The following is a 23,404-nucleotide window of genomic DNA, read 5'->3' on the forward strand; positions in this document are numbered from 1 at the left end:
TAGGGTGTTAAGGGTTTTGGGAGTTGCCCCTCAAAATCCGATCGACGATCGCGCTAGTCGAGGACGGGACTTCGATCTCGATTAATCGAACTTGTCCGCCATAGGAGTGAACGATCGAGGCTTCGGGCAGGGTTTGTAAGTTGTAATCACCTCCTTTAGCATAGATCTCTGGGTGAAGTGCTTCAACCAGTTCACAAGCAGTTTTTTCAGAAAAAATCACTACTCCATCGACAGATTTCAGTGCTGCAAGGACTTCCGCCCGTTCTATCTCTGGAATGATGGGACGAGGCGGAATTCGATCGGGCTTAATCATTCGTATTGAATCATCGCTATTTAAGCCGATGACTAACGATCGTCCTAATTTCCTTGCTGAATTGAGATACCGCACATGACCGCAATGTAAGAGATCAAAACATCCATTCGTCAGAACGAGCGGTCGCCAACGATCGGGATTTTTCTCGATCGCGTTCTGTAGCTCGTTCAGGGAATAGACACTCATGCGTTTTCTTCAGTTGGCACAGATTCAACGGGAAGCCGATAGCCTTTTTCAAACGCATAGCGAACTAACTGCGATCGATTCTCTAATTGCAGCTTGCTTAAGATGTTACTTAAATGCGTTTGGACAGTTCGCGGACTTACAAATAAATGATCGCCGATCTGTTTATTCGTATGACCTTGAATCACTTCCCAAAAGACTTTCTCTTCGGCTGGAGTTAGAGGTAACGGAGCGACCGTAGGCGTGGATTGTGGCTCTGGAGCGCTATTCCCGGACTGCTGCATCAGACGAATAATTTCCGAGTGCATCCGACGCGATCGCTCTAATTGCGCTTCGATTTTCGCTAGTAGCTCTCTCGGTTCAAACGGCTTGATCAAATAGTCATCTGCACCGATCGAATGTCCTTGAACGCGATCTTCAACTTCACCGCGACTCGATAGAAAAATAAACGGCACGAGTTGTCCGGTTCTTAGCGATCGTAAACGACGACAAAATTCCAGACCGTCCATTTCCGGCATGATCACATCCGACACCACCAAATCCGGCGGATCTTGTTCAAACGAAGACAATCCTTCAGTCCCTGAAGCTGCATCTCGAACTGCATAACCACGTTTTTCCAAATATCGAATCAATGCTGTTCTCAGTGCCGTATCATCATCCACAATCAAAATCTTCTTCATGCACGTCTCCAGAGCGTAAGACGAAACTTATTTCATTGTCCGATCGCAGCCGAAAAGCCAACTCATCCAATCCGTTCACCCAATTAGGTCAACTTTTTAACCGAAAATTTCCCCTTATCATGGTATCCCAGTGATTGATTATTCCGAACTTCCAGACTTATCTTTATGTTCGATTCACCAACGTGAAACGAGAAAAGAGACTGCAAAATTTGGTAGCCTATCTAGCGCGTTGTTGCCCAACCTATCTTACTTGAGAACGATTTGACCATGTACGAAAAAATTACACCACCGACCACGGGTTCCGCAATCACCTTTGAGAATGGATCGCCGATCGTTCCCGATAATCCGATTATTCCATTCATCCGGGGGGATGGGACGGGGATAGACTTGTGGCCCGCTTCCCAGCGAGTGTTTGATGCAGCAATTGAGAGGGCATACGGCGGAAAGCGCAAAATCACCTGGTTCAAAATCTATGTGGGCGATGAAGCTTGCGAACAATATGGAACGTATCAATATTTACCTGAAGATTCGTTAGCAGCGATTCGTGAATTTGGCGTGGCGATTAAAGGACCCTTGACGACTCCGATCGGCGGTGGCATTCGATCGCTGAACGTTGCCTTACGCCAAATCTTTGATCTCTATGCGTGTGTTCGTCCTTGTAAGTACTATGCTGGAACGCCTTCACCGCATCGGTATCCAGAGAAATTGGACGTGATTATCTATCGTGAGAACACCGAAGATATCTATCTTGGAATTGAGTGGAAACAGGGAAGTGAAATTGGCGATCGCTTAATCAAGTTGCTCAACGAGGATCTGATTCCTAGCACTCCAGAACACGGCAAAAAGCAAATTCCACTAGATTCTGGGATTGGGATCAAACCGATTAGTAAAAAAGGATCTCAGCGTCTAGTCCGTAGAGCGATCCAACACGCGCTTCGATTGCCCAAAAATAAGCAAACGGTGACTTTGGTTCACAAGGGCAACATCATGAAGTACACCGAAGGTGCATTTCGAGATTGGGGCTATGAATTGGCGACAACGGAGTTTCGATCGGAGTGTGTGACGGAGCGCGAATCTTGGATTCTGAGCAATAAAGAAAAGAACGCAGATTTGTCGATCGAGGAAAATGCTCGTCAAATTGATCCGGGTTATGATTCGATGACCCCAGACAAGCAAGCCTCGATCTGCAAAGAGGTTCAGTCTGTTCTCGATACCATTTGGGAAACTCATGGCAATGGGCAATGGAAAGAGAAAGTCATGGTCAACGATCGCATTGCGGATAGCATTTTCCAACAGATTCAGACCCGTCCGGATGAGTATTCGATTCTGGCAACGATGAATTTGAACGGGGACTATATTTCTGATGCCGCAGCCGCGATCGCAGGTGGATTGGGAATGGCTCCCGGTGCAAATATTGGTGATTCTTCGGCAATCTTTGAAGCGACTCATGGAACTGCACCGAAACACGCAGGACTCGATCGAGTGAATCCGGGTTCGTTGATTCTGTCTGGTGTAATGATGCTGGAATATATGGGCTGGCAAGAAGCAGCGGACTTGATCAAAGGTGGATTAGGAAAAGCGATCGTTCAGCGTGAAGTGACTTACGATTTGGCGCGATTGATGGAGCCGCCTGTGGATCAACCTTTGAAGTGTTCTGAATTTGCAGAGGCGATTATTCGGAATTTTTAGGCTTAGGAAATGCTTTAAAGCCCCCTAAATCCCCCATTCTGGGGGACTTTGAGATAGAAAAATTCTCTAATTCCAGAATCGATTCAGGCTTCAAAGTCCCCCAAATTTGGGGGATTTAGGGGGCACGATCAATCATGCAATTCACGACTGAGTATCAAGGCGATCGCTGAACCGTCGAATCTTCTTGAATCGGAGGCACGATCGCATTAACCGGAAGACCAAACACAAACAATCGCCGAGGAATTTCTGCTACTTCAATCGGTGCAATCTGAGCGAATTCTGCATCACTCGACCACATCACTAACGCAACACTCAGCGGCACTTGCAGAAATAAATTACTCCCAAAAAACCCGATCGCTGCCACGATCAACCCCAAACCGTGTCCCGGAATTGGAGTAATCCCTTCTGCAATTGGTGCGATCGCATAAATTTGTTTCAGCACCAAAAACAGTACAACCGCCGCAACTCCAACCGCAATTGGATTTCGACGCACTAAAAACATTGCCAAAATCTTTCTCTGTGCTTCCGTCAATCGTTCAGGACGCAACGCCACCGCTAACAAACTGTAGATATAAAACGGCTTTTGAATCTGCATCCATGCGATCGGCGCAATTCCCGCAGCGGCGATCAGTCCCAATTCCAACCAAGACGGCAAAATCGGATCACCTGCTGCAAGTCCTAGCAAGCAAACCAACAACGCCAGCGGAACGGCGGCAATTCCAGCCAGATGAATCCACAAATACGGATCAGCCCAAAACGATCGCATATCCAAACGCTCGAAGCAATTGACTGCCTCAGTATATCGCTGAATGCTGCGGCGATCTTACGAAGAAGTGGGGAGTAGGGAGTGGGGAAACTTGTCAAAGCTACTCCCTACTCCCCACTTCCACCGTCACGTCATTCTTACGAAATTGATCCAACCGTCCGCTCCGTCTTTTGCTGTTTGAGGGCTTGAAGCTGTTTGAGGAGCAGTTCAGCCTCAGCTTGCAAATCGAGAAGCTTGACCTGTTGATCAGCAGGATAGAGAAGTTTCACTTTCTCCTGCACAATCTTGGTTTCTGATGCACCCGCCTGAGAATCACAGACCGCAGCGTTACTAAATTGTCCGTTTGAAGCGTTCATATCGATTAGTAATTTGTACTTACTCACACCACCAGAATATCTTAACCTAAACTTCATATAAGTTTGTATTCTGGCACTCACTTCTAGACGATATCAGATCCCCACAGTTCCGGCGAAATTTGATGAATCAGAAAATCTTAGGGATTACAATTGCAATCTGTCTGAACCGGGAGTTCCCAAACGCAGTACACTAGGATCTTCATCACTGTATTTCACCTTTAACGATTGACTCCTGTGACCTTACGCCTGTCTCTTGCAAACCCCTTTCCGTCCGAAGAACTGCCGAGAGTCCAACCCTGGCGCGGCTTGATTCACGGCTATCGGCGTTACTTGCCTGTGACCGACCAAACTCCGGTTGTGACGCTACACGAAGGCAATACGCCGCTGATTCCGGTTCCCGCGATCGCTCACGAAATCGGTCGCCAAGTTCAAGTCTATGTAAAGTATGACGGATTGAACCCGACTGGAAGCTTCAAGGATCGGGGCATGACGATGGCGATCTCGAAAGCGAAGGAAGTAGGAGCAGAAGCTGTCATTTGTGCGAGTACTGGGAACACGTCAGCAGCAGCGGCGGCTTATGCCCGTCGAGGTGGAATGCGGGCGTTTGTGTTGATTCCAGATGGCTATGTTGCCTTGGGTAAATTGGCGCAAGCATTGTTATATGGTGCAGAAGTTTTATCGATTAAAGGAAACTTCGATCGAGCGTTAGAAATCGTGCGGGAGATGTCACAGAACTATCCGGTGACACTCGTAAATTCGGTGAATCCCTATCGTCTGGAAGGACAGAAAACCGCAGCCTTTGAAGTGGTGGACGTGTTGGGAGATGCTCCGGATTGGCTGTGTATTCCGGTGGGAAATGCTGGAAATATCAGCGCGTACTGGATGGGATTTACTCAATATCACCAAGAAGGTCGATCGTCGAAATTGCCGAAAATGATGGGATTTCAGGCGGCAGGAGCGGCTCCATTGGTACATGGGGAACCATTCACGCATCCTGAAACCTTGGCGACTGCGATTCGGATTGGGAATCCCGCGAATTGGAATCGAGCGATCGCGGTTCGAGATGCTAGTCAAAGTAGCTTTAATGCGGTGACAGATGAAGAAATCTTGTCAGCGTATCGCCTCTTAGCAGCGAATGAAGGAATTTTCTGTGAGCCTGCAAGTGCGGCATCGGTCGCCGGATTGCTGAAGGTGAAGGATCAAGTTCCAACTGGAGCAACCGTGGTTTGTGTCTTGACGGGCAATGGATTGAAAGATCCGGACTCAGCGATTAAATTCAGCGAGAACAATTTCAAACAGGGAGTCGATCCGGATTTGAGTTCGGTCGCAGGCGCGATGGGATTTTAATCGATCGTTGTTACCCAAAATCTAAATAGAGACGCGATTAGAACTACTATAGCCGTACTTATTTCAGTTAGGACACTTCTAGATCGCCCCCCAGCCCCCAAGTTTGGGGGAGCAAGAGTCTTAAGCCCCCAGAATTGGGGGTTTGGGGGCAACTTCGAGGATATCCTAATCTAAACTTCTACTGCTATACATTTCGCGTCTCTACAGTTGCTGATCAATCCGGTTGTCGTTCTAACGTCGCCTCCATCATGCTGGTAAGCGCGTGTCCCGTCAGCATCGTACTGGATAAATAATATCGATCGTCATTCACCCGATACATCGTCTCAAAGCCGCTGCGTCGTTGTCGATCGCCCAAAACCCAATGCCGCTGCACCAAAGACTCTGGCGCGATCCAGCCTTCTCCTTCAATCCGCCCTAACAAACTGTGTTGCAGCACAAACGTATAGCGTCGATCGCCTGTGTCCAATCGCCCGCGATATTGCAGGGTAATCTCTTCGCGATCGTCATTCGGAAAAGTCAGTTTTGTAATCAGCGTAAACCAGTCGTCACGGCTCCAAGCGACGAGTAGTTTTCCTTTAAGAGCGATCGGGAGTCCTTCTCGCTCTAGCCAATTTCCCTGGAGCGTCCAACGTCCTGGTTCCATTAAAAACGTATGGTTCACGGCGAGTTCTCGGCTGATTGGCTCCCCATGCTACCACGCGGGTCTTTTACCCTACGTGGTGAATTTCCCCTAAAAGTACGGATTTAGGTGCGCCTGTGACCTCCGGGAGATTACCAGGAATTTCGTGATATCGCCAATACGCCAGAATCGCAAATGCGATCGCTTCTTTAAAGTCCGCATTCAATCCCGCTTCATCGGTTGTGATTACTTGGCTATCCGGTAATAACGCTTGAATTCGAGATTTGAGATACGTATTCCGACTGCCGCCGCCACACATAAGAATACGATCGGGTAATTGCGGTAAAAATGTTTTGTAACTGTGAGCGATCGAGGCTGCGGTCAATTCCGTTAAGGTTGCCAAAATATCTGCTGGACTGAGATCTTCTGCATCTCTCAAACAAGCTTCTAGATACTCAGATCCAAACTGTTCGCGTCCGGTCGATTTTGGGGGCGATTGTTGGAAAAAGTCTTGTTGTAACCAGCGATCGACCAATGCTTGATTTGGAGTTCCACTCGCTGCCCAAATGCCATCTCGATCGTATTTCTGATCAGAAAATCGTGCGACTGCCAAATCGATCAGCATATTGCCAGGTCCCGTATCCCATCCTCGAATCGGCAATCCTGATTTCGCAGGCGGTAAATAAGTCACATTGCCAATTCCACCAATATTTTGGACACAGCAATGCTCGATCGGGTGTCTCAGTAAAGCTGCATCAATGGGCGGAACTAACGGCGCACCTTGTCCCCCGATCGCGATATCTGCGGCTCTAAAGTTACTAATCGTGGCAATCTTTGTTCGATGTGCGATCGCGGCTCCACGTCCAAGCTGTAAACTATAGCCCAATCGATCTGCTGGAGGTCGATGAAACACTGTTTGCCCATGTGATCCAATTAGAACGGCTGGTGTTTGATTCGCTTGAATTCGCAGAGCAGCTTGGGCGAATTGTTCAGCAATCTCATCATCGAGTTCTGCGAGTTCCACGATCGACACAGCCGCTCCACTACAAATTGCGAGAATACGATCGCGCACTTGAGCCGGATAAGGATAAGTTTCGCCTGCAATCAAAGTTGCTTGTAGATCATCAGTAGAACCAGAAATCTCGACTAATGCGGCATCAATTCCATCGATCGAGGTTCCGCTCATTAAACCAATTACACGCATAGAACTATCCGACTTTGCCGCCTCCCATTAAGTACAGTAGCGCCATCCGCACTGCGACCCCGCTCGTAACTTGTTGAGAAATCAAACTTAGTACCGGATCATCCATCAAATCCGAACTAATTTCGACTCCCCGATTGACCGGACCCGGATGTAAGACTCTCACATCCGGATTACAGAGTTTTAGACGATCGCGGGTAATTCCAAACTGTTGATGATACTCGCGCAAACTCGGCAGTAAGTAACTCGTCATTCGTTCTTTCTGCAATCGCAAAGTCATGACAAAATCCGCATCAATTAACGCAGGTTCTAATGTCCAGTGAATGAATAACTGGCGAGAAATTTCTGGATTACTCTCTTTCACGAACGAAGCGAATTCTTTTGGCAACAAAGTCGGAGGTGCAGCCAAATGAACTTCTGCGCCACTTGCAGTCAAACTCCAAATATTTGATCGAGCCACTCTCGAATGCAGGATATCTCCCACGATGGCAATCTTCTTTCCTTCTAATAATGTCGATCGAGGTTTTTCCACATCAATCAACGAACAAATCGTAAACAGATCCAACAATGCCTGAGATGGATGTTCGTGCTGTCCATCTCCCGCATTCAGCACCCCAACTTTGACATTTAAGCGATCCATCTCATCTGCGATCGCCTGTGGCACTCCCGCTTCTTTATGGCGAATCACCATCATGTCCGTTCCCATTGCCAAATACGTTTTTGCCGTATCGAGAATCGTTTCCCCTTTCGTAATCGAAGACGTACTGGCAGCAAAATTCAAGGTATCTGCCGATAATCGCTTTGCAGCAAGCTCAAAACTACTCCGAGTCCGGGTCGAAGGTTCAAAAAACAGATTCGCCACCACTTGCCCTTGCAGCGTGGGCACTTTCTTGGTGCGGCGCGTTAGGACTTCCCGAAAACTACTTGCAGTTTGCAGAACGGTATCATATTCCGCAGGCGTGAAATCAGCAAGCGAGAGAACATGGCGACGATTCCAACTCATATAGCACGTCAACTGAGGGCATGACTCACTATTCATACCGCAAAATGACACAGCATCGACTTGAAATCTAGCGCGATCGACGGCTTCAACCTCGATCGAAATCAAAAAGATTTACAAACTACAAAGTTTTGGTATGATATAAATCCTGTGACTTGGAGAGATGGCCGAGCGGTTTAAGGCGCAGCACTGGAAATGCTGTAAGGGGGTGACTTCTTCCAGGGTTCAAATCCCTGTCTCTCCGCTTTCTTCTTACACAGTAAAGGTTCTAGCGATTCTCAAAAAATCCTGGAACCTTTATTATTTGGCGGATTGGTTTAAGCTTTGGTTCAATAGAGATTTATTGATTAAACCAGATCTAGTCATAGCTTTTTATCTATAAAATCTTCTCTTGCCTGTTCTACACAATAATTCAATTAAATAATTCAACTTTTATCTAGAACGTCTGATCCTACTCTGGTAAAATCCTCTCAATACAGAAACGGACTAAGAGAGTACGGCTAATACTCCCTCAGTCCTAACCCTGTCGCTAACCGTATAGCCACAGAGCTAAGTCATTATGAAGCAATCTTTCAAAGTCGATCGGCTTCTCACTTTGTCGATCGCACTTCTCACTGTCAGCACTTCCCTAGTTCCCTATATCAAGAAAGCTGATGCCAATCCCGCTGTAGCAGCACCTTTACTCTGTTCTACGGGAGTAGGTTGTATTTTCGTTGGTGTCGCTACTATTGGCGGAATTGTCTACTACGTGTGGCAGAATCAAGCCACTGGCGTAAGGCACTATGACAACCTTGAAGACCCCGAAGATCATGACGAATGGGGCATCTTTTCCGCTAAAAGTGAATGGCACTGCCATCGATTAGCAGCAGGACGCGATCATTGGTTTGATCACACCAGAAAACAATGTCACATCAAGGGTTAATCACATGAGAATCCTATGTAATCGAGAGCCAAATACCGATCGTTGCAATGTTGAACTCGGAAGACTCTATGCGGGGTACTCCTCTGTAGAGTCATTTATCGCAGATGTGAAAAAACGTCATTCCATCCTTGAAGAAACTGGAGTTCTCTACGACGATGAAGACAACGAACAAGAGATCCACCATTGGAAACTGGTAGGGCACGAAGTCCATAAACCAACTCAAAGCAGTAGATTTGATGCGGTTGTGATTCTGTTCTATGAACCAGTACCGATCGTTCTCCCTATTGCCAGTTAAAGCGCGATCGCATTCCAAGAAACCATAAAGGGTAGGGTTCATCTCTACCTTTTTTTGTGCGATCGTCCTTCGTTGAATTCTCCTTACTCCCTTGCATCTGCCCTCTAACCGCTTCTCACCTTCAGAGAGATAGATTCATACCCTTGCCATTCTCAGAAGTGATTACAGGCTATTCTCACTTGATTAGAGAAGCTATTAGCGTATGCGGTCATAAACTGTTTACTCTGAGAGTCACTGAACTGGAATTATTATCAAAAACTCTATGAAACGTCAAATATGTTCTTACGAGAACAGTTTCAAATTTGGCTAAAAGAGTATGCGCTACTGCTCAGAGAAGGTAGAACCTAATAGGTACTACATTGCAGTGATGTTCATCTAAGCGGCTCTCGGAGCGTGTTAAGCCGATTCTAGTTCTGTAATTACTGAGAGAGATTTTAGAGCTATCGTACTCGTATCCGTAATCCTCTCAGCGTTCGTTCTAGTATTATAAATAAATTGACGATAAAGTGTCTTGTTATATTCTTCAGTGTTATCCTGTTGGTATAACTAATTCAAACATTTCGTAGCGGGAACTCTGGTAATTCTGGAGTTCCCTTTTAGTTGCAAATTAATTCCTAAGTTTGTAATTTTCTGATTACTTAAGTTTCTCATTTTGTGAAATGCGCATTACACTTTTTAATGAAATGTTAAGTAGAAATGAATTAGTTATGAGCATTACAATGCTAGTGTCGGCAGAGCTACAAGGAATTTATAACTTATTCGATCAAGAATTTTTTGAGGGCAGACTCCCACGTGATGTCTACCTTGGCTTGAGGCATAAACTGAGCGATGACGGATTATTTCTAGAGGAGAAGTGGGAGAGATCGCAGTCTAGGAAGAATCATCACGAATTGCTAACCGATGAAAATCTCATAGCCAAGGACATGACTAACTTTTGTATAGAGTTTGTTCGCCAAATGATTCGTGTATGGCAGTGTGAATTCGGAAAGACGAAACCGAAAAAAGGTTACTACAATAAGGAGTTTGCGACGAAGGCTAAAGAATTAGGCTTGATTCCTACAAGCAATGATAGGGAGAGAGAAGGAAGTGAAGTAGGTCATTCAGTGAGTTTATCGATTGAACAAGGCGGGAGATTTGAGCGATTTATGAAAGAACACAAGAAGGATCTAAAACTCTCGATCAAGCCAAGGAATGCAGCGGCACAGATACCGAATGACTCAAAAAACGGTAAACGCTGGAAATATGTATGTCCTAGATGTGGCGCGAATACTTCGGGTAAACAAGGGCTTGAACTTGCTTGTATTCCCTGTGACAACACACCGCTACAAGAGCAACCCTACAACTACAAAAAGTGAAGTGTGCATTTCACGAAATTACAGAAAACCCTCTCTAAACCTGAATCTAGAGAGGGTTATTTTGTCGCTACTCCCTGAAAGAACACATCAATGACCACTAGGAGAAACACAATATAGATTTACTCATAGTGATTCTATTAAACATCAAAGTGAATGCAGTAGTCAGAGAGAGACACTGCTCTGTAAGAAAGTTGAACTTCATAGATGAACTTTTCAGCACAAAGGACAGAATCTAATCACACCTAATCTGTTTAGCTGAGAATAATTGAATTGAAGAATTGAATTATTTAGCCCAAGGGTAGGAACACAACCAGTAATAAGACATAAACAAGCAATAGAATGCAAACCAAGCATCAGAAGCCATACACAGCAAGTATTCTGATTAACCTAGATTGTCTTGACCATAATAAAAAAGACCTCTAAAGTAGTGTCTCTAGAGGTCTTTTGATTTTGATGATTTCAGAGATTAGATGTCTTCAAGATTAATCTCAGGCAGATTGATTTTCTCAACATTCAACCTTAGATAATGCTCCTTAATAATCTTCTCTGAATTACCGCAAATTTCAGCGAGTTTGTGAACCGGATAATCATTGTTAGCGTAATAAGAAATCATGCTGTGTCGTAACTGATAAGGCACGCGGTGTCTGATATTCATACACTCTAGTACTAACCGCCAGATACGACAGAAAGACTGCTGACTGATTGCCTTACCGCGATCGTTCAGAAATACGTAGCCTTTACGATGAGGGATTGACTTTAACAGGTTTTCTATCTCTCTAGTAATAGGAAAGAGCCTGCTGTTTACAGTTTTAGTTCCCTGCTTTTTAACGATTGTTCCACTTGCGTTTACCTCACCTTCAAGGAATTTTATTTTCTTCTTGACTAGATCAACATTTTCCCATTTAAGCGCCACTGCTTCATTAGGTCTACATCCAGTGAGAAAGAGGAAATAAGCGTACAGGTAATACTGTTTATGCTTTCCTCTGCATCGTGAATAGGTATCGTCTTTCAACGCTTCTAAGATCTGATAGATTTCCTTGATACTGAAGATATCGATATCGTCCTCATCTTGAATCTTTGATTTTTTCTTTTTCTTTTTACCGTTACCAACAATGCTAAGGAGTAAATCCCTGTATTCAATGCCCCACTTTCTAGGGATATTGCCTTGTTTAGAATTCCAATCAATTGCAGCAACAATCAGCTTTAATCTGTCTTGACTTGTTTTCTTAGTACGTTTTTCATCGCCAAACAGCCATTCGATCAACTCATGTTTGTGTTCTAGTTTTTGTACTGGACAACGATCAATCAAACTGGTCACTGTTTTGATGTGAGTTAGGTAATATACCTCTCCCCAACCATCATCCTCATCCGATATCGCTCTATGAAACTTGACGTATTTATCCCAAAGTGCAGCTAGAGAGTCTTTTTCAATAAGTCTGATTCCCTTCTCTTTCTTTAGCTTGGTTGCCTCTTTCTGGTTTTCAACCATAGCTTTCAAGGTATCCAACTCGATCGGTAGCTCATTTGTGGTTAACCGATGAATCTCCTCATCTACCATCAAAGCGAGATTAAGAGCCTGAATACGATCGCTACCTAAACCGATCGTCTTTCTGCCCATCTTTGATATCAGTCTTGCTTGATAGAAGGTTCCATACTGCTTGTTATTCATCGTGATAACCGATAAGTATTTGAACTCATTACTTGTACTGGCAACCATAATTCCCTCGAATGAATTGGTTTAAGTTTCAGCCCCAATATACTCAATTGGTTTAAAAATTGGTTTAAGTTTTATAATTTTTAATCTTTTTGTAATCTGAAAGTCTTCTACAGTGGCGTAGAAGGTCGCTTTTAACACAGCACTGGAAATGCTGTGTAGGGCAACTTACCGAGGGTTCGAATCCCTCTCTCTCCGTTCTAAAGAGCAGATATAGCAAGGCTTTCAGAGAACCCCCGAAACTTCGGGAGTTTCTTTTTAGGCGATCGATTGGGTATTTTTAGAGGTCTTTGGACACCTTTTGACTATGGTTTGACTATGAAATTTGGACGTGATATTTGTCTGGACAAGGGTGAGTACGTTCGTATTCTTCATTGGGATAAATATTATGTACAGCCAAGCTAATTCAGGCAAATCTTTCAAAGGTTCTGTGAGTGTCGAGGTCTTTCAAGGTCGGCTAAGGTTGCGGCTTCCTCGGCAATTGTTTGGAGGCAAACAAAAGTATTTGACGCTAGGGCTATCTGACACGGATGTAAATCGCAGGATGGCTGAGGCAAAAGCAAAACTGATCGAGTCTGACATCGCGCTGGAACGATTCGATTACACGCTGGAAAAGTATGGCAAGCCAAAAGCACCGACTCTCACGGTTGTTGAAGCGGTGAAACCGAAGGCAAAGCCAGAGGTTGATCTTGCTCAACTGTGGGAGCGGTACAAGGAAGTGCGATCGAAGAAGGTGAGCGAAACGACGATGAAGCTCAATTATGCAAGGGTGACGGGTCATATTCAGAAGTTGCCGACGGTTGAATTGGAGGATGCGATCGCAATCCGAGATCACCTACTCGAAAACAATTCGGGTTACACTGCCCACCGCATCTGGGTGCAATTCAACGCTTGCTGCAAATGGGCACTGCGAAGCAAACTGATTCCTGAAAATCCCTTTGCCGAAATGCGGGAGGATTTCAGACACAGCGACACTGAGCAGCTAAAAGATATTGACAGCTTCTCAAAAGAAGAGATGGAAACTGTGATTGCTGCCTTCGAGAACCATCGGCACTTCAAGCACTACGCGCCGTTTGTCAAATTCCTATTTTGGACAGGCGCAAGAACCTCTGAAGCGGTGGGCTTGCAATGGAAACATATCACTCCTGATTTCCAGCACATCATCTTTTCAGAAGCCGTAGTCAATGTCTCCTCCAAAGGCATTCGGAAATGTACGAAGACCAAGAGAGCGAGAAAATTTCCACTGTTTTCTCTGCCTAAGCTGATTGAACTGTTGCAGAGCATCAAGCCTGCTGACTGCGATCCAGAATCCCCAGTCTTTACTTCCGTCACTGGAAAGTTAATCAACTCTCATTCGTTCAACGCAAATGTCTGGAAAGGCTGCAAGAATCACGGTAAACGGTTCGATGGCATTGTGACCAAGTTGGCGAAGGAGGGGAAGATTGACCACTACCGTCCGCAGTATCAAACTCGGCATACTTTCATTACGCTTCAGATTGAGGCGGGGAAGAGTCCGACGACGATCGCAAGATGGGTTGGAAACCGAGCTAACGTGATTGAAAAGCATTACATGGGCGATCTATCTCATCTCGGTGCGGCTGAGATCTAATGCGATCGCTCGGACATCAGCAGAGATAGCACGTCAGAAGCACAAAGTGATATCAGCAGATAGCTCCTTTCTGATTTTGTTTTCTAGAAGCCTCACCTGCTAAATCTCCTGAATTTCCGAACGAAAATTCTATTCCAACTTACTACTGAGCCGTTTCAGAGAAGCGCTACAATAACGGCATTTCAATGAGAACCCATTTTTACCTATTGAAGTCAAGGCTTTATTTCTGCCTTTTAAAACAGACTTAATTGTTCTAGCGATGAAATGCCCTCTTCGTCTGCATCCTCATCATCGATTTCTAATTCTTCGCTTACCTCCTCTTCCTCAAACTCCATTCGCGTGATGTAGGCTCGGAAATGGGTTGCTTGATGAAGCGGTTGCGGTAACGCGGTCGCCATTTCTGGATCGAGGAAGGGAGAAGAGTCGCGTAGACGATGAACCACAATCGACCAATCCACGGAATCATCACCAGGCTGCAAACACAGCCATTGAATTTCCAGTGCTGATTGATTCCAACCAGGTTTATCCATGCGATCGCGTTTTCGGAAGGCGGTTGGACGTTTTGCGGATTGTGGAGAACGCCCGACTGAAAACACTGCGCTACTAAAATCAGGATTATGAAATAGCCCAGAATAACGATTGAAATTTGATAACGGTAGCAAGGGTTCAATGATTGCCCATTCTTGATCGCTTAAACTACTGGAGTACGGCATTTATTTTTGATTTTACCCCATCTCAAAAAGATGCCAAATGAGTTCTATATGAGGGGCATTTCTTTCTGTCAGGAGTGCGTGATATCAAAGAACGATTAAGCTGAAGGGATTACAGAATACATACTGAGGTAATAATCGTTCGCTGATGCTGGTGCGTTAAAAATGGAACGTGATTTCTCAACGGAAAATTACTCGGCTCTTGTAGTGCGAGTCGCCAGAATGCTCAATCAAGCCTCACAGGGTTTGGTTCTATTGGAATCAGTTGTACAGGATGAACAACTCGCTGCTTCAATTGACCCAGCAAGAGCCAACGCCTTACGCACCTGGTTGAAACAGTTAGAGCTTTGCGATCATGACGGAAAAATTCTCGACCTAAAGGGTTTCCGGCTTTTCGTCAGCCAAGTGCAGGGCGCTATGTGGGCACTTGCAGACAGTGAAAATCGCACTCCTAAACTTCAGCTTGTGCTAACTGAACCAGATTGGATAAACCGAAGCAAAATTCGTCACACTGAAGCCGTATTTCGTGATTTAATTCTTTCTGCAACTCAAACCGTTTGGATCGTGAACCCCTTCTTCAGTGCTGACAGTTCCCAAGTCGCCAGTCTGATCGACCTTGTGGCTGCGCGTCTACAACAAAATATCACCATTCGACTCCTTCTCAGGAAAGCAACCCCTGGTGGTCGAGAGTTTGTGCTACCCATTCTCAGAAAGCTTTGTAGCCTTGTGCCAGCATCACAATTATCTCGATTGAAAGCCTACAGCTTTGATTCCAACGAAAGGATGGTACGTCAAACTTTTCACTCTAAAGTGATTGTCCGTGATGAATTCGAAGCCTATATCGGTTCAGCAAACTGGACGGATAGTGGTTTGTCAAATGCAGTCGAAATCGGCGTATTGGTGGAAGGAGTGATCATTCAACAGCAACTCATGCCTTTGCTCCGATTGTTGGCTGCCCAATCCGAACCCATTCTGCTGGAGACGCTTTGATGAGTTTAACAGCGTTGGATTTGTTCTGCGGCATGGGCGGCTTATCGTGGGGAGTGCAAGCGACTGGCATCGTAAAGCCTGTGTGGGCAGTAGATTATCATCAACCTGCGCTTGAACTCTATCAAAAGAACTTTAAAGAGACACATCCGCTGAGATTGGATCTTTCTCAGGCATCGAATGTTCGGGATCTACTCGAAAAAATTGCCTTTTATGGTGGCGTAGACATTGTTGTTGGCGGCAGTCCTTGCCGGGGCTTTACGCAAATTCGGAATGGTCAGAACACTCAGTCTGATCCCCACAATCGTCTTGCAATACAATTTGCAGAAATTGTGCGTGAAATTAATCCGCTATTTTTTGTCTACGAAAATGTTCCTCAGCTTGCCCATTTTCAAATATTTCCAAAATTTCTCAGTCGGTTGCGAGGGCGGAACAGATATCGAGTCAGCCATGCGATCATAGAAGCCGCAAATTTTGGAACTCCTTCACGACGATCACGGCTCTTTGTCGTGGGGTTCAGATGGGATTTAGGACGAACCCCTGTTATTTCAAGAGGACTGGACATTCCTTCGCAACTATTTTGGTGGCATCGAGACACGACTCAGGTGCAGGTCAGCTACCACACCAAGTTGCCTGAACCTTGGCGATCGCAGCTTCTTGATCCGAACGATACTCGCCTCGTCAGTGCATCTCAAGCTCTATCGGATTTGCCGCTTCTTGACGCTGGCTCCGGTGAAGATAAACTCCCCTATGCAACCCCCGCTCAGAGTGCCTACCAAAAATGGGCAAGGCAAGGTGCCCGAAAACCAGATGGACATCGAGTACCGCGTATTCGTCCAGAAACCAGAGAACGACTCGAAGCGATTATGCCAGGTGGAAACTGGCAGGATCTACCGCAACCCTTACTGTTCAAAATTCCGCACGATCCAACCAGTGGAATTCTCCAACGTCGTCATTACAGTGCGTACCGTCGCTTGTTGCCTGAAGGACACAGCCCAACGGTTCAGGGACATGCAGATTTCGCCTATCACTACCAGTCAGAAAGAACACTCTCGCCGCGTGAATTGGCGCGATTAATGGGATTTCCTGACAAATTCAAGCTAGGACAAGCTTACCACTCATCTGCCTGCGCGATCGGGAATGCTGTACCGCCGCTAGTCGCAACAGGAATCATGAATGGACTTCTACACCAGCTAGATTTTCTCAGTGAAATGTCCTGAAGTTTACGAATCGGATGAGGTATTTAAAGTAACAATAAAGCTTGCCTACCTTCGCAGTCGCTCTCAAAATACGATATTTAGCATAATTAATAGCGCCTGTACTTTTTGCTACTTGTCATTTCAGCAAAGGCAGAGGGGCATTCTTTGAGTGAGTCACATTTCGAGAGTATCAGGGTGTAGAAGATGGCTAGGAGGCGACTGGAAGCCAAGAACCATTCGGCGGATGGAAGCATCCAGCTATCGTTTAACTTTGACAATGTTGACGACCCCCCAACTACTAACGCATCAGAACAAGTGCCCCAAGAGACTCAAACGAGCCTGCCTCGTATTTGCTTTCCCCCGTTGCCGACGAAACCTCTACTGACTGAGCAACAAACCCAGAATTTAACATCTAAATCCATACAAGATTGGGAGGCACTTCGACAAGACTGGTATCGAGAAAATTGGGGGGAGTTCTTCTCCTCGCAGATATCTTTAGACAGTGCGATTCATCTTCTTGACCCGCTACTTGGGCGGTTAAAAGCTGGAAAACCCTCAAAAGCAGGTGGCTGGTCAAGAGATCATCTGTTGGGAATTCATCGACTAGAAAAAGATTTAATCTATTTGATTGCCAAAGCAATTAATTGCAGAGCGCAATTATTTTTGAGTCTTCCCGTCTCTCCAGTTTCGCTTGGTATCTTGACAGTCGCATACTATGCAAGTCTTGCTAGAGAGGAAAGAGATCCGTTCTCAACCAATCAAGCTATCTCAGCTAAAAATTTTGTGATCTGGATTCGTCCTCACGACAATGGACAGATTCAAAATTTGAAAATCACTCGCTCATCTAGCGAACCTGAGAGCCTGCGCGATCGCATGATCTGTTTGCCGATTCAGCAATTTGATGAATCGGCAAAAGAGCAGCGTCTCAGGATTTACACTGCGCGATCTCTATCAGATGCGATCGCGCTACTTAGACAGTCAAATTTCTGCTCACTGGTCGTATTAGACGATTCTTCTGGACGAACTTATCCATCGCCTTCGTCATACGGGAATGAAGCGTACAAACTGGCTGATCTTTGTAAACAAGCAGGGATTCCAATGATTGGCGTTGTTCCACCTTGGACAATGCGAATCCTAGACTTCTGGGAAAACAAAAGCAATCGAGGAATGCTTCTATGGGCAGTAGATTTTGCAGCCCTTCAGTCTTATCCAACTGAGTCTAGCCCTTTTTCCTTAAGCAGCATTCCCCACCCGATTGAGGAAAGTTATCAAACTCTCGATCGCAAATGTAAATCTCTATCAGAGGCTCAAGTCACCATTAAGACTTTTAGCTTTGACACCGAGGATGAAGCTGAGATTGCAGATGCTTTTGAGCAGATATCAGATTTGCTGATGGATTTAGCGCGTCAACCTGAGCTTAGAGGGGTGTGGAGCAAAGGTTGGGCAATTTGGCGAGAGCTATTGGCTCCAATTCTACCTATGCAATTGATGTGGGAACAGTTTCTGCAACAATCATTGCGACAGTTGCAGGCTGCGGCTGAAAGATGTGCTGATCCTAAGGCACTTGACCTTTATCAATATCTGCGATCACTCACGCTCAGGCTCCAAAAGTTATCTCGAAATCCATTTATTGAGGCAATCGAATCATTTGGCAATGAGACGATCGTTGCCGTCTCAGACACCGCATCCGCTGAAGCATTGGAAAAGTTTCTGGCTGAACGCTGCGAACGAAGACCAAGGGTAACGACACTGAATGAACTTAAAGGGCAAGGAGGAGACAGGCTTATCGTTGTTGGACAGCCCAAAGCTCGTTACCGCAACCTTTTGCAAACGACTTTCTTCCGGCAAGTTGATGTGTTGTTATGGTCGGTTCTAGCAGAACGTGCCGAGCATTGGTGGAGTGGACTCGAAATTGATTCTAGAGCTTGGCATATCAAAACATGGAAGTCATTGACGGGACAAGACTTCTACGGAAGATATGGCTATAGTTATCGACCTAACCTAGTTCAAGTCATTCACCTTGGTAAAACAAAGCTTTCTAAGAGTGTTGATCTGTCAAAGCTAGAAGAAAAATTTGGTGAAGTCAGCGATCGCTCTTTAGATTCTGGTTTAGTTCACCCATCGTCAAATCAGATAGACTCCCACTACCAAGTTGAGTTTGAGAAGAATTTCAGGATTCGAGTGTCGCCTAATAGTGAGTTCCTGATTCTAGTCGGAAGTCGCGCTCAAGCAGCTTCCGTAAAAGAGCTTTGTGTTAACACCAAAGTTATTCTATTTGAAGGAATGAATCGAGATGAACTATTTGCCCAAAAAGCTGGGCTGTTAGAGGAGTCCAGAGAAAATTGGTTGTATCAAGTTCAGCTAGAAGGCTGGCGCGTCGCAATCAAGCAACGTGTTGAACAACTAAACTCGTCGTCAGTATGCCGTCAAATTTTTCAAGATACTGGGATTACGATTAGTGAACAAACTATTCAACGCTGGATGGCAGGTGATGATCTACTCAGTCTTCCTCGTGACTCAGGGCATTTCTTCTGGTTTCTTCCGACAAGCGCTCATGCTCATTATGAACCTTTCTGGCAAACGGCAAACAAACTGCGCGGTAAACGCAGGCATTTAGGACAAGTGATTTCTGCCTGTGCTGAAGCAGGCTGGAAAGATCGAGACCCGACTGAGATCGTCTTTCAGTACAAGCAAGTTTTTATCACAGTTGGAGAGTTACGCGATGCGATGCAGGTTTTGAAAGTTCAAGCTGTACCGCGATTTCTTGCTCAGAAACCAGATTATCCTTTCAATCGGCTATTTCGTGTTAGTAAGGGGAGTCACTAATGTTGTCCAAGATTTTGAGTGATGAAGGCTTGAACGTTCCTGATCCACAGCGGCAGGAGCAACACTTGAGGTTTGTCGAGTCTTTTTATCAACGAGTTCGTAGTCATATTACTGGAACTTCAGACTATCGCCAAAAAATCACAGGGGCAACTGAGCCGAAACGTTTGATGCCGACTGCCTATCTATCACCTCAAACTCCACCTTCGGTCAAAACTCCTACCAGTAGCCAACAGCAAAACCAGTTCCGCCCTAGCAACTGTGGCTTGGCAATTAACCTTACTGAGAATTGGAAGAAAGACTCGCAGCAGCTTTTATTAAAAGCTCAGTTTAGTGTGTTCTTACCAAAGTTCGATCTTCGGGAGCTAGAACAACGATCGCTACGAACCTTGTGGCAGCGCAGCGATGTCGCTGCTGAAATCTGCTGCACCCTTCAAGAATTAGTCGAACCGAAGTCATCTGGATTGCTTCAGCTAAACGAAGCAATCGCGGAACAGGTCAACGAAATCATTGCAGCACATACGCATGATCCTGAAGCTTGGATTAATGGTCTCGATCGCACAATAGATGATTTAACACCAAGCGAGATCGAACACGCAAAGCACGACTTAAAGCAGTTTCAGCTAGATATGCGAAAGCGAGTGCTGAGCAAAAAGGAGAAGAAGGAGAAGAGCGATCGTGAAAAGAATCCAGAAAACGGACAAGTTGCCTACGTCGAATATGACGTAAAAGTTGAGGCACAACTCCGAAACTCTGGTGAGCAGCCACGACTTCGCCTATTTCTCAGAAATAAAACCGTAGAGATCGGAGGCTTTCGCGATCCGCGAGATGCTGGCATATTCAGTGCTTATTTGGAAGTTACTCTACCTGATACCGCGTGGCAATCGATTGAACTATCTCGGTTCCGAATTTCTTATCAAGTTGATTCTACAGTTCCAGCGCAAGGCATTAACTGTACTCCTGGCTATGATGATACACAGCCGAATTTAGTCAGAATTTGGACTGAGTTTTTACCTGTGCATTGGCAAAAACGCCTTTATGCTCCAGACTTTAATGCACCCTTTAAAGCTCTCGCTTCAAATAGCAGAGATCTTCAGGTTTTGAATACGATTCATCAGAACATGGAGCGCTACCAGAATGAATGGCAAGCCTTAATCGATGGAAAATATTTTCAGAAGGGCGGAACTGATAACAGCAAGGAAGCTCAAGAGGATCTTGACAAGTTCAAGCAAGAGGTAGCTCGATTTCAGCTTGGCATTCAAGTGCTAGAGAATCCCAAGTATCAGAAACTGCGTCGAGCATTCAATTTAATGAACCAGACGTTTGCTGAGATTGATCAGAAACGCATTGCCAAAAGTAAATCTGCCTATCAAAATTGGCGACCTTTCCAGATTGTTTATATCGTTTGCAACCTAGCCGCTTTAGCGGCAAGACAGTGGAACCAAGATTTCATCAATAACGGCTTGGCACAACTTGATCATGCAGCAGTGGTTCACTTTCCAACTGGAGGTGGAAAATCAGAAGCAGTCATGGGAGTTATTTTGACTCAAGCTTTCTTCGATCGACTGCGCGGCAGAGACTGGGGAGTTGTTTCTTGGTTGCGCTACCCGCTTCGCCTCTTGACCTACCAGCAGTTACAGCGTTTTTTGGAAACACTGGTTGTCGCCGATGAGATTCGGGAACAGCAGTCTGATTTGGCAAAAACACCTGAATTTACAGTGGGATACTATGGCGGACGCGCAAATAGTCCGAATGACCTGCGAAACTTGCCAGATGAGCTACAACGGTACGTGCTTCAAGCCAAGCGACGGATGCAGGAAGAAGGCGTAAAACCCTCCAAGTATTTATCACTCGTTGAGGTTGGCTACTATGTTCCATCCTCAATCCAGCCTTACCGAATGGTCATGCGCTGTCCATACTGTGGCTCAGATAAGGTTCACACTTTTATCGATCGAGATACTAATGAATTGCGCCATCGGTGCGGTGGATATGATGAGCCATTGTCAGAAGGGGCTTGTGGACGCGAAATTCCACTATACATCGTTGACGAAGACATTTACAGCCGCCTACCTACACTCGTTGTTGGAACGCTCGATAAAATCGCAAATATTACGTTTCGCCCTGCTAGTAGAACACTATTCGGTGGGATTTCCCACGTTTGTACAGTGCATGGATTTGCTGCTAACCATACTTGCCATAAGCAAAGCTTTGGAACCTGCACTCGACGCAATCTAAAACCACTGCCTAAAGCTTCTGTTGATCCCGGAATTCCTTTAATTTTCCAGGACGAATTACACCTGTTGCGCGAAGAGTTAGGAACATTTGATGGTCATTATGAAGCTCTCATTGATGCGATTCATCAAGAGCGAGGTGCGATTCGTCCTAGAATCCTAGCGGCAACTGCCACGATCGAGGGTGCGACGCAGCAAATTCGCCACCTTTATTGGCGATCTCTGTCTCAGTTTCCAGAGCGTGGACCCGATCGAGGGCGCAGTTTCTATGCAAATACCCACAGTCAATATGTCACGAGAGGGTTTGTTGGCATCCGTCCAACTGGAAGTCAACCATTGGATGCCACAATGTCACTCCTTCAAGCAATTCGTACTGAGCTAGAAATTATTCGGAGTGAGCCATCACGTTTCAAAGTTGAATATGGGCTACCAACCCTAACCGATGCAGAATTCCTTCAATTTATCGATGAGCATAGTCTCTGCTGCACTTACGTCAACTCAAAGAATGATGGCTCAGATATTCGGCGCTCAATCAATGAGCAAGTCAAAGCTGGACTTCGCGAAATTTTTGACGAAGATCGGGCGAACACGATTCTACCTGAAGCCGTTACCCTGTCTGGTGATGATGATCTAGAAACCGTTAAAGCAGTGCTGCAACGCATGGAAACTCCGCAAAAAGATTTGGATGCGGATAGCCAGGAGCGTTTATCTGATGTGGTTGCGACCAGTATGATTTCTCACGGAGTAGATATCGATCGACTCAATTTGATGATTTTCTATGGCTGGACAAACACGACGGCTGAGTATATTCAAGCTTCCAGTCGTGCAGGACGAACAATCCCCGGCTTGGTTTTTGTTCTTCTCCGTCCTGTTCGTGCCCGTGAGCGTGCGATTTTCGATTACTTCGTGAAAGCGCATGAGTATCTCGATCAAATGGTCGAAACCGTTCCGATTGACCGCTTCGCCCACAATGCACTGTATCGAACTGCCTTTGGTTTACTCTTGGGGCGTTTGTTGCACATTGATGGTCCAGCTTCACGATCGAACAGCCAAGAAATTGATCTTGCAGAAATCGACAAGTTGAAAAATCTTCGTGACTTGATTGAAGGAGCGGGACAAGGGCGATCGCCGATCAACTTGAAAGCGGTTGTCGAAGAAGTACGTTCAACACTAAATCCAGATGATTGGGCAGAAGGGCAAGTTTTCGATGAGCCATTAGAACTTCTCACTGATGCGTTTCTATCTCAAATCAACAAGATTGTTCAAGATTCTGGGGAAGTTCAGCATGTAACCAGTGGTTTGACCAAGCACGACATTCCTTACAATTTTCGACTTCTGCTGTCGCTTCGGGATGTCGATCCTGGAATTGATGTCAATGTTTACTAACAACGATGAGGGGTGAATG

The 23,404-nt window shown here is 45.5% G+C and carries 19 protein-coding genes and 1 tRNA gene; 11 read left to right on the plus strand and 9 right to left on the minus strand.

Annotation, left to right across the window (positions count from 1 at the left end; all coding sequences use genetic code 11):
- Positions 1 to 7 precede the first annotated feature (7 nt).
- Positions 8 to 499, minus strand: a complete 492-nt coding sequence (locus ACQ4M5_RS11425; protein ID WP_430675737.1) for an adenylyltransferase/cytidyltransferase family protein — start codon at positions 497 to 499, stop codon at positions 8 to 10.
- Complete coding sequence (locus tag ACQ4M5_RS11430; RefSeq protein WP_430675738.1) at positions 496 to 1,176, minus strand: response regulator transcription factor; 681 nt, start codon at positions 1,174 to 1,176, stop codon at positions 496 to 498. The genes ACQ4M5_RS11425 and ACQ4M5_RS11430 overlap by 4 nt, the downstream gene beginning before the upstream one ends.
- A 267-nt stretch (positions 1,177 to 1,443) precedes the next feature.
- Here ACQ4M5_RS11430 and ACQ4M5_RS11435 point away from each other — a divergent pair, with 267 nt between their 5' ends.
- Positions 1,444 to 2,865, plus strand: coding sequence for an NADP-dependent isocitrate dehydrogenase (locus tag ACQ4M5_RS11435; RefSeq protein WP_430675739.1), 1,422 nt, complete (start codon positions 1,444 to 1,446; stop codon positions 2,863 to 2,865).
- Between the two features lie 154 nt (positions 2,866 to 3,019).
- Here ACQ4M5_RS11435 and ACQ4M5_RS11440 read toward each other — a convergent pair whose 3' ends face one another.
- A complete protein-coding gene (locus ACQ4M5_RS11440; RefSeq protein WP_430675740.1) occupies positions 3,020 to 3,631 on the minus strand; it encodes a low-complexity tail membrane protein in 612 nt (203 codons plus the stop codon).
- A gap of 137 nt (positions 3,632 to 3,768) precedes the next feature.
- Positions 3,769 to 3,987: a hypothetical protein gene (locus tag ACQ4M5_RS11445; RefSeq protein ID WP_430675741.1), complete on the minus strand. Its 219-nt coding sequence runs from the start codon at positions 3,985 to 3,987 to the stop codon at positions 3,769 to 3,771.
- A gap of 234 nt (positions 3,988 to 4,221) precedes the next feature.
- Here ACQ4M5_RS11445 and thrC point away from each other — a divergent pair, with 234 nt between their 5' ends.
- Positions 4,222 to 5,334, plus strand: coding sequence for a threonine synthase (gene thrC, locus ACQ4M5_RS11450; RefSeq protein WP_430675778.1), 1,113 nt, complete (start codon positions 4,222 to 4,224; stop codon positions 5,332 to 5,334).
- A gap of 214 nt (positions 5,335 to 5,548) precedes the next feature.
- Here thrC and ACQ4M5_RS11455 read toward each other — a convergent pair whose 3' ends face one another.
- Genes ACQ4M5_RS11455 through ACQ4M5_RS11465 form a run of 3 tightly spaced genes read right to left on the minus strand, consistent with a single transcriptional unit; the run spans position 5,549 to position 8,262 of the window.
- Positions 5,549 to 5,995 carry a hypothetical protein gene (locus ACQ4M5_RS11455; RefSeq protein WP_430675742.1) on the minus strand — a complete coding sequence of 149 codons (447 nt, stop codon included), beginning with the start codon at positions 5,993 to 5,995 and terminating at the stop codon, positions 5,549 to 5,551.
- Between the two features lie 46 nt (positions 5,996 to 6,041).
- Positions 6,042 to 7,157: an anhydro-N-acetylmuramic acid kinase gene (locus ACQ4M5_RS11460; RefSeq protein WP_430675743.1), complete on the minus strand. Its 1,116-nt coding sequence runs from the start codon at positions 7,155 to 7,157 to the stop codon at positions 6,042 to 6,044.
- Positions 7,158 to 7,161: 4 nt separating this feature from the next.
- Entirely contained in the window at positions 7,162 to 8,262 is a 1,101-nt protein-coding gene (locus ACQ4M5_RS11465) for an aspartate carbamoyltransferase catalytic subunit (protein ID WP_430675744.1), read from the minus strand.
- Between the two features lie 49 nt (positions 8,263 to 8,311).
- On the opposite strand from ACQ4M5_RS11465, the gene ACQ4M5_RS11470 reads away from it, so the two are divergent.
- From ACQ4M5_RS11470 to ACQ4M5_RS11485, 4 genes are all read left to right on the plus strand, one after another.
- Positions 8,312 to 8,398 (plus strand) — tRNA-Ser (locus tag ACQ4M5_RS11470).
- A gap of 315 nt (positions 8,399 to 8,713) precedes the next feature.
- A complete protein-coding gene (locus ACQ4M5_RS11475) occupies positions 8,714 to 9,076 on the plus strand; it encodes a hypothetical protein (RefSeq protein WP_430675745.1) in 363 nt (120 codons plus the stop codon).
- 4 nt (positions 9,077 to 9,080) lie between these two features.
- The gene (locus ACQ4M5_RS11480) at positions 9,081 to 9,371 is read left to right on the plus strand and encodes a hypothetical protein (RefSeq protein ID WP_430675746.1); all 291 of its coding nucleotides are present in this window, start codon (positions 9,081 to 9,083) and stop codon (positions 9,369 to 9,371) included.
- 659 nt (positions 9,372 to 10,030) lie between these two features.
- Complete coding sequence (locus ACQ4M5_RS11485) at positions 10,031 to 10,726, plus strand: hypothetical protein (protein ID WP_430675747.1); 696 nt, start codon at positions 10,031 to 10,033, stop codon at positions 10,724 to 10,726.
- A 466-nt stretch (positions 10,727 to 11,192) separates the two neighbouring features.
- Here the strand turns inward: ACQ4M5_RS11485 and ACQ4M5_RS11490 are convergent, their stop codons facing one another.
- The gene (locus ACQ4M5_RS11490) at positions 11,193 to 12,443 is read right to left on the minus strand and encodes a tyrosine-type recombinase/integrase (protein WP_430675748.1); all 1,251 of its coding nucleotides are present in this window, start codon (positions 12,441 to 12,443) and stop codon (positions 11,193 to 11,195) included.
- A 385-nt stretch (positions 12,444 to 12,828) separates the two neighbouring features.
- Between ACQ4M5_RS11490 and ACQ4M5_RS11495 the strand changes: the two genes are divergently transcribed.
- A complete protein-coding gene (locus tag ACQ4M5_RS11495; RefSeq protein ID WP_430675749.1) occupies positions 12,829 to 14,049 on the plus strand; it encodes an Arm DNA-binding domain-containing protein in 1,221 nt (406 codons plus the stop codon).
- A gap of 233 nt (positions 14,050 to 14,282) precedes the next feature.
- On the opposite strand, the gene ACQ4M5_RS11500 is transcribed toward ACQ4M5_RS11495, so the two are convergent.
- Positions 14,283 to 14,762: an RNaseH domain-containing protein gene (locus ACQ4M5_RS11500; RefSeq protein ID WP_430675750.1), complete on the minus strand. Its 480-nt coding sequence runs from the start codon at positions 14,760 to 14,762 to the stop codon at positions 14,283 to 14,285.
- Between the two features lie 162 nt (positions 14,763 to 14,924).
- Between ACQ4M5_RS11500 and ACQ4M5_RS11505 the strand changes: the two genes are divergently transcribed.
- The 4 genes from ACQ4M5_RS11505 (at position 14,925) to ACQ4M5_RS11520 (ending at position 23,385) form a co-directional block, all read left to right on the plus strand.
- On the plus strand, positions 14,925 to 15,749 hold the full coding sequence (locus ACQ4M5_RS11505; RefSeq protein WP_430675751.1) for a phospholipase D-like domain-containing protein: 825 nt from the start codon (positions 14,925 to 14,927) through the stop codon (positions 15,747 to 15,749).
- Positions 15,749 to 16,966, plus strand: a complete 1,218-nt coding sequence (locus tag ACQ4M5_RS11510; protein ID WP_430675752.1) for a DNA cytosine methyltransferase — start codon at positions 15,749 to 15,751, stop codon at positions 16,964 to 16,966. Before ACQ4M5_RS11505 ends, ACQ4M5_RS11510 begins: the two co-directional genes overlap by 1 nt.
- A gap of 294 nt (positions 16,967 to 17,260) precedes the next feature.
- A complete protein-coding gene (locus ACQ4M5_RS11515; protein WP_430675753.1) occupies positions 17,261 to 19,771 on the plus strand; it encodes a hypothetical protein in 2,511 nt (836 codons plus the stop codon).
- Entirely contained in the window at positions 19,771 to 23,385 is a 3,615-nt protein-coding gene (locus ACQ4M5_RS11520; RefSeq protein WP_430675754.1) for a helicase-related protein, read from the plus strand. The genes ACQ4M5_RS11515 and ACQ4M5_RS11520 overlap by 1 nt, the downstream gene beginning before the upstream one ends.
- Positions 23,386 to 23,404: the final 19 nt, after the last annotated feature.

Source organism: Leptolyngbya sp. AN10 (assembly GCF_050565645.1).
Classification (GTDB): Bacteria; Cyanobacteriota; Cyanobacteriia; order Leptolyngbyales; family Leptolyngbyaceae; genus Leptolyngbya.

Coding starts and splice junctions, on each gene's coding strand:
- ACQ4M5_RS11425 (WP_430675737.1), bottom strand. CDS start 499: ATGAGTGTCTATTCCCTGAACGAGCTACAGAACGCGATCGAGAAAAAT.
- ACQ4M5_RS11430 (WP_430675738.1), bottom strand. CDS start 1,176: ATGAAGAAGATTTTGATTGTGGATGATGATACGGCACTGAGAACAGCA.
- ACQ4M5_RS11435 (WP_430675739.1), top strand. CDS start 1,444: ATGTACGAAAAAATTACACCACCGACCACGGGTTCCGCAATCACCTTT.
- ACQ4M5_RS11440 (WP_430675740.1), bottom strand. CDS start 3,631: ATGCGATCGTTTTGGGCTGATCCGTATTTGTGGATTCATCTGGCTGGA.
- ACQ4M5_RS11445 (WP_430675741.1), bottom strand. CDS start 3,987: ATGAACGCTTCAAACGGACAATTTAGTAACGCTGCGGTCTGTGATTCT.
- ACQ4M5_RS11460 (WP_430675743.1), bottom strand. CDS start 7,157: ATGCGTGTAATTGGTTTAATGAGCGGAACCTCGATCGATGGAATTGAT.
- ACQ4M5_RS11475 (WP_430675745.1), top strand. CDS start 8,714: ATGAAGCAATCTTTCAAAGTCGATCGGCTTCTCACTTTGTCGATCGCA.
- ACQ4M5_RS11480 (WP_430675746.1), top strand. CDS start 9,081: ATGAGAATCCTATGTAATCGAGAGCCAAATACCGATCGTTGCAATGTT.
- ACQ4M5_RS11485 (WP_430675747.1), top strand. CDS start 10,031: ATGCGCATTACACTTTTTAATGAAATGTTAAGTAGAAATGAATTAGTT.
- ACQ4M5_RS11490 (WP_430675748.1), bottom strand. CDS start 12,443: ATGGTTGCCAGTACAAGTAATGAGTTCAAATACTTATCGGTTATCACG.
- ACQ4M5_RS11495 (WP_430675749.1), top strand. CDS start 12,829: ATGTACAGCCAAGCTAATTCAGGCAAATCTTTCAAAGGTTCTGTGAGT.
- ACQ4M5_RS11500 (WP_430675750.1), bottom strand. CDS start 14,762: ATGCCGTACTCCAGTAGTTTAAGCGATCAAGAATGGGCAATCATTGAA.
- ACQ4M5_RS11505 (WP_430675751.1), top strand. CDS start 14,925: ATGGAACGTGATTTCTCAACGGAAAATTACTCGGCTCTTGTAGTGCGA.
- ACQ4M5_RS11510 (WP_430675752.1), top strand. CDS start 15,749: ATGAGTTTAACAGCGTTGGATTTGTTCTGCGGCATGGGCGGCTTATCG.
- ACQ4M5_RS11520 (WP_430675754.1), top strand. CDS start 19,771: ATGTTGTCCAAGATTTTGAGTGATGAAGGCTTGAACGTTCCTGATCCA.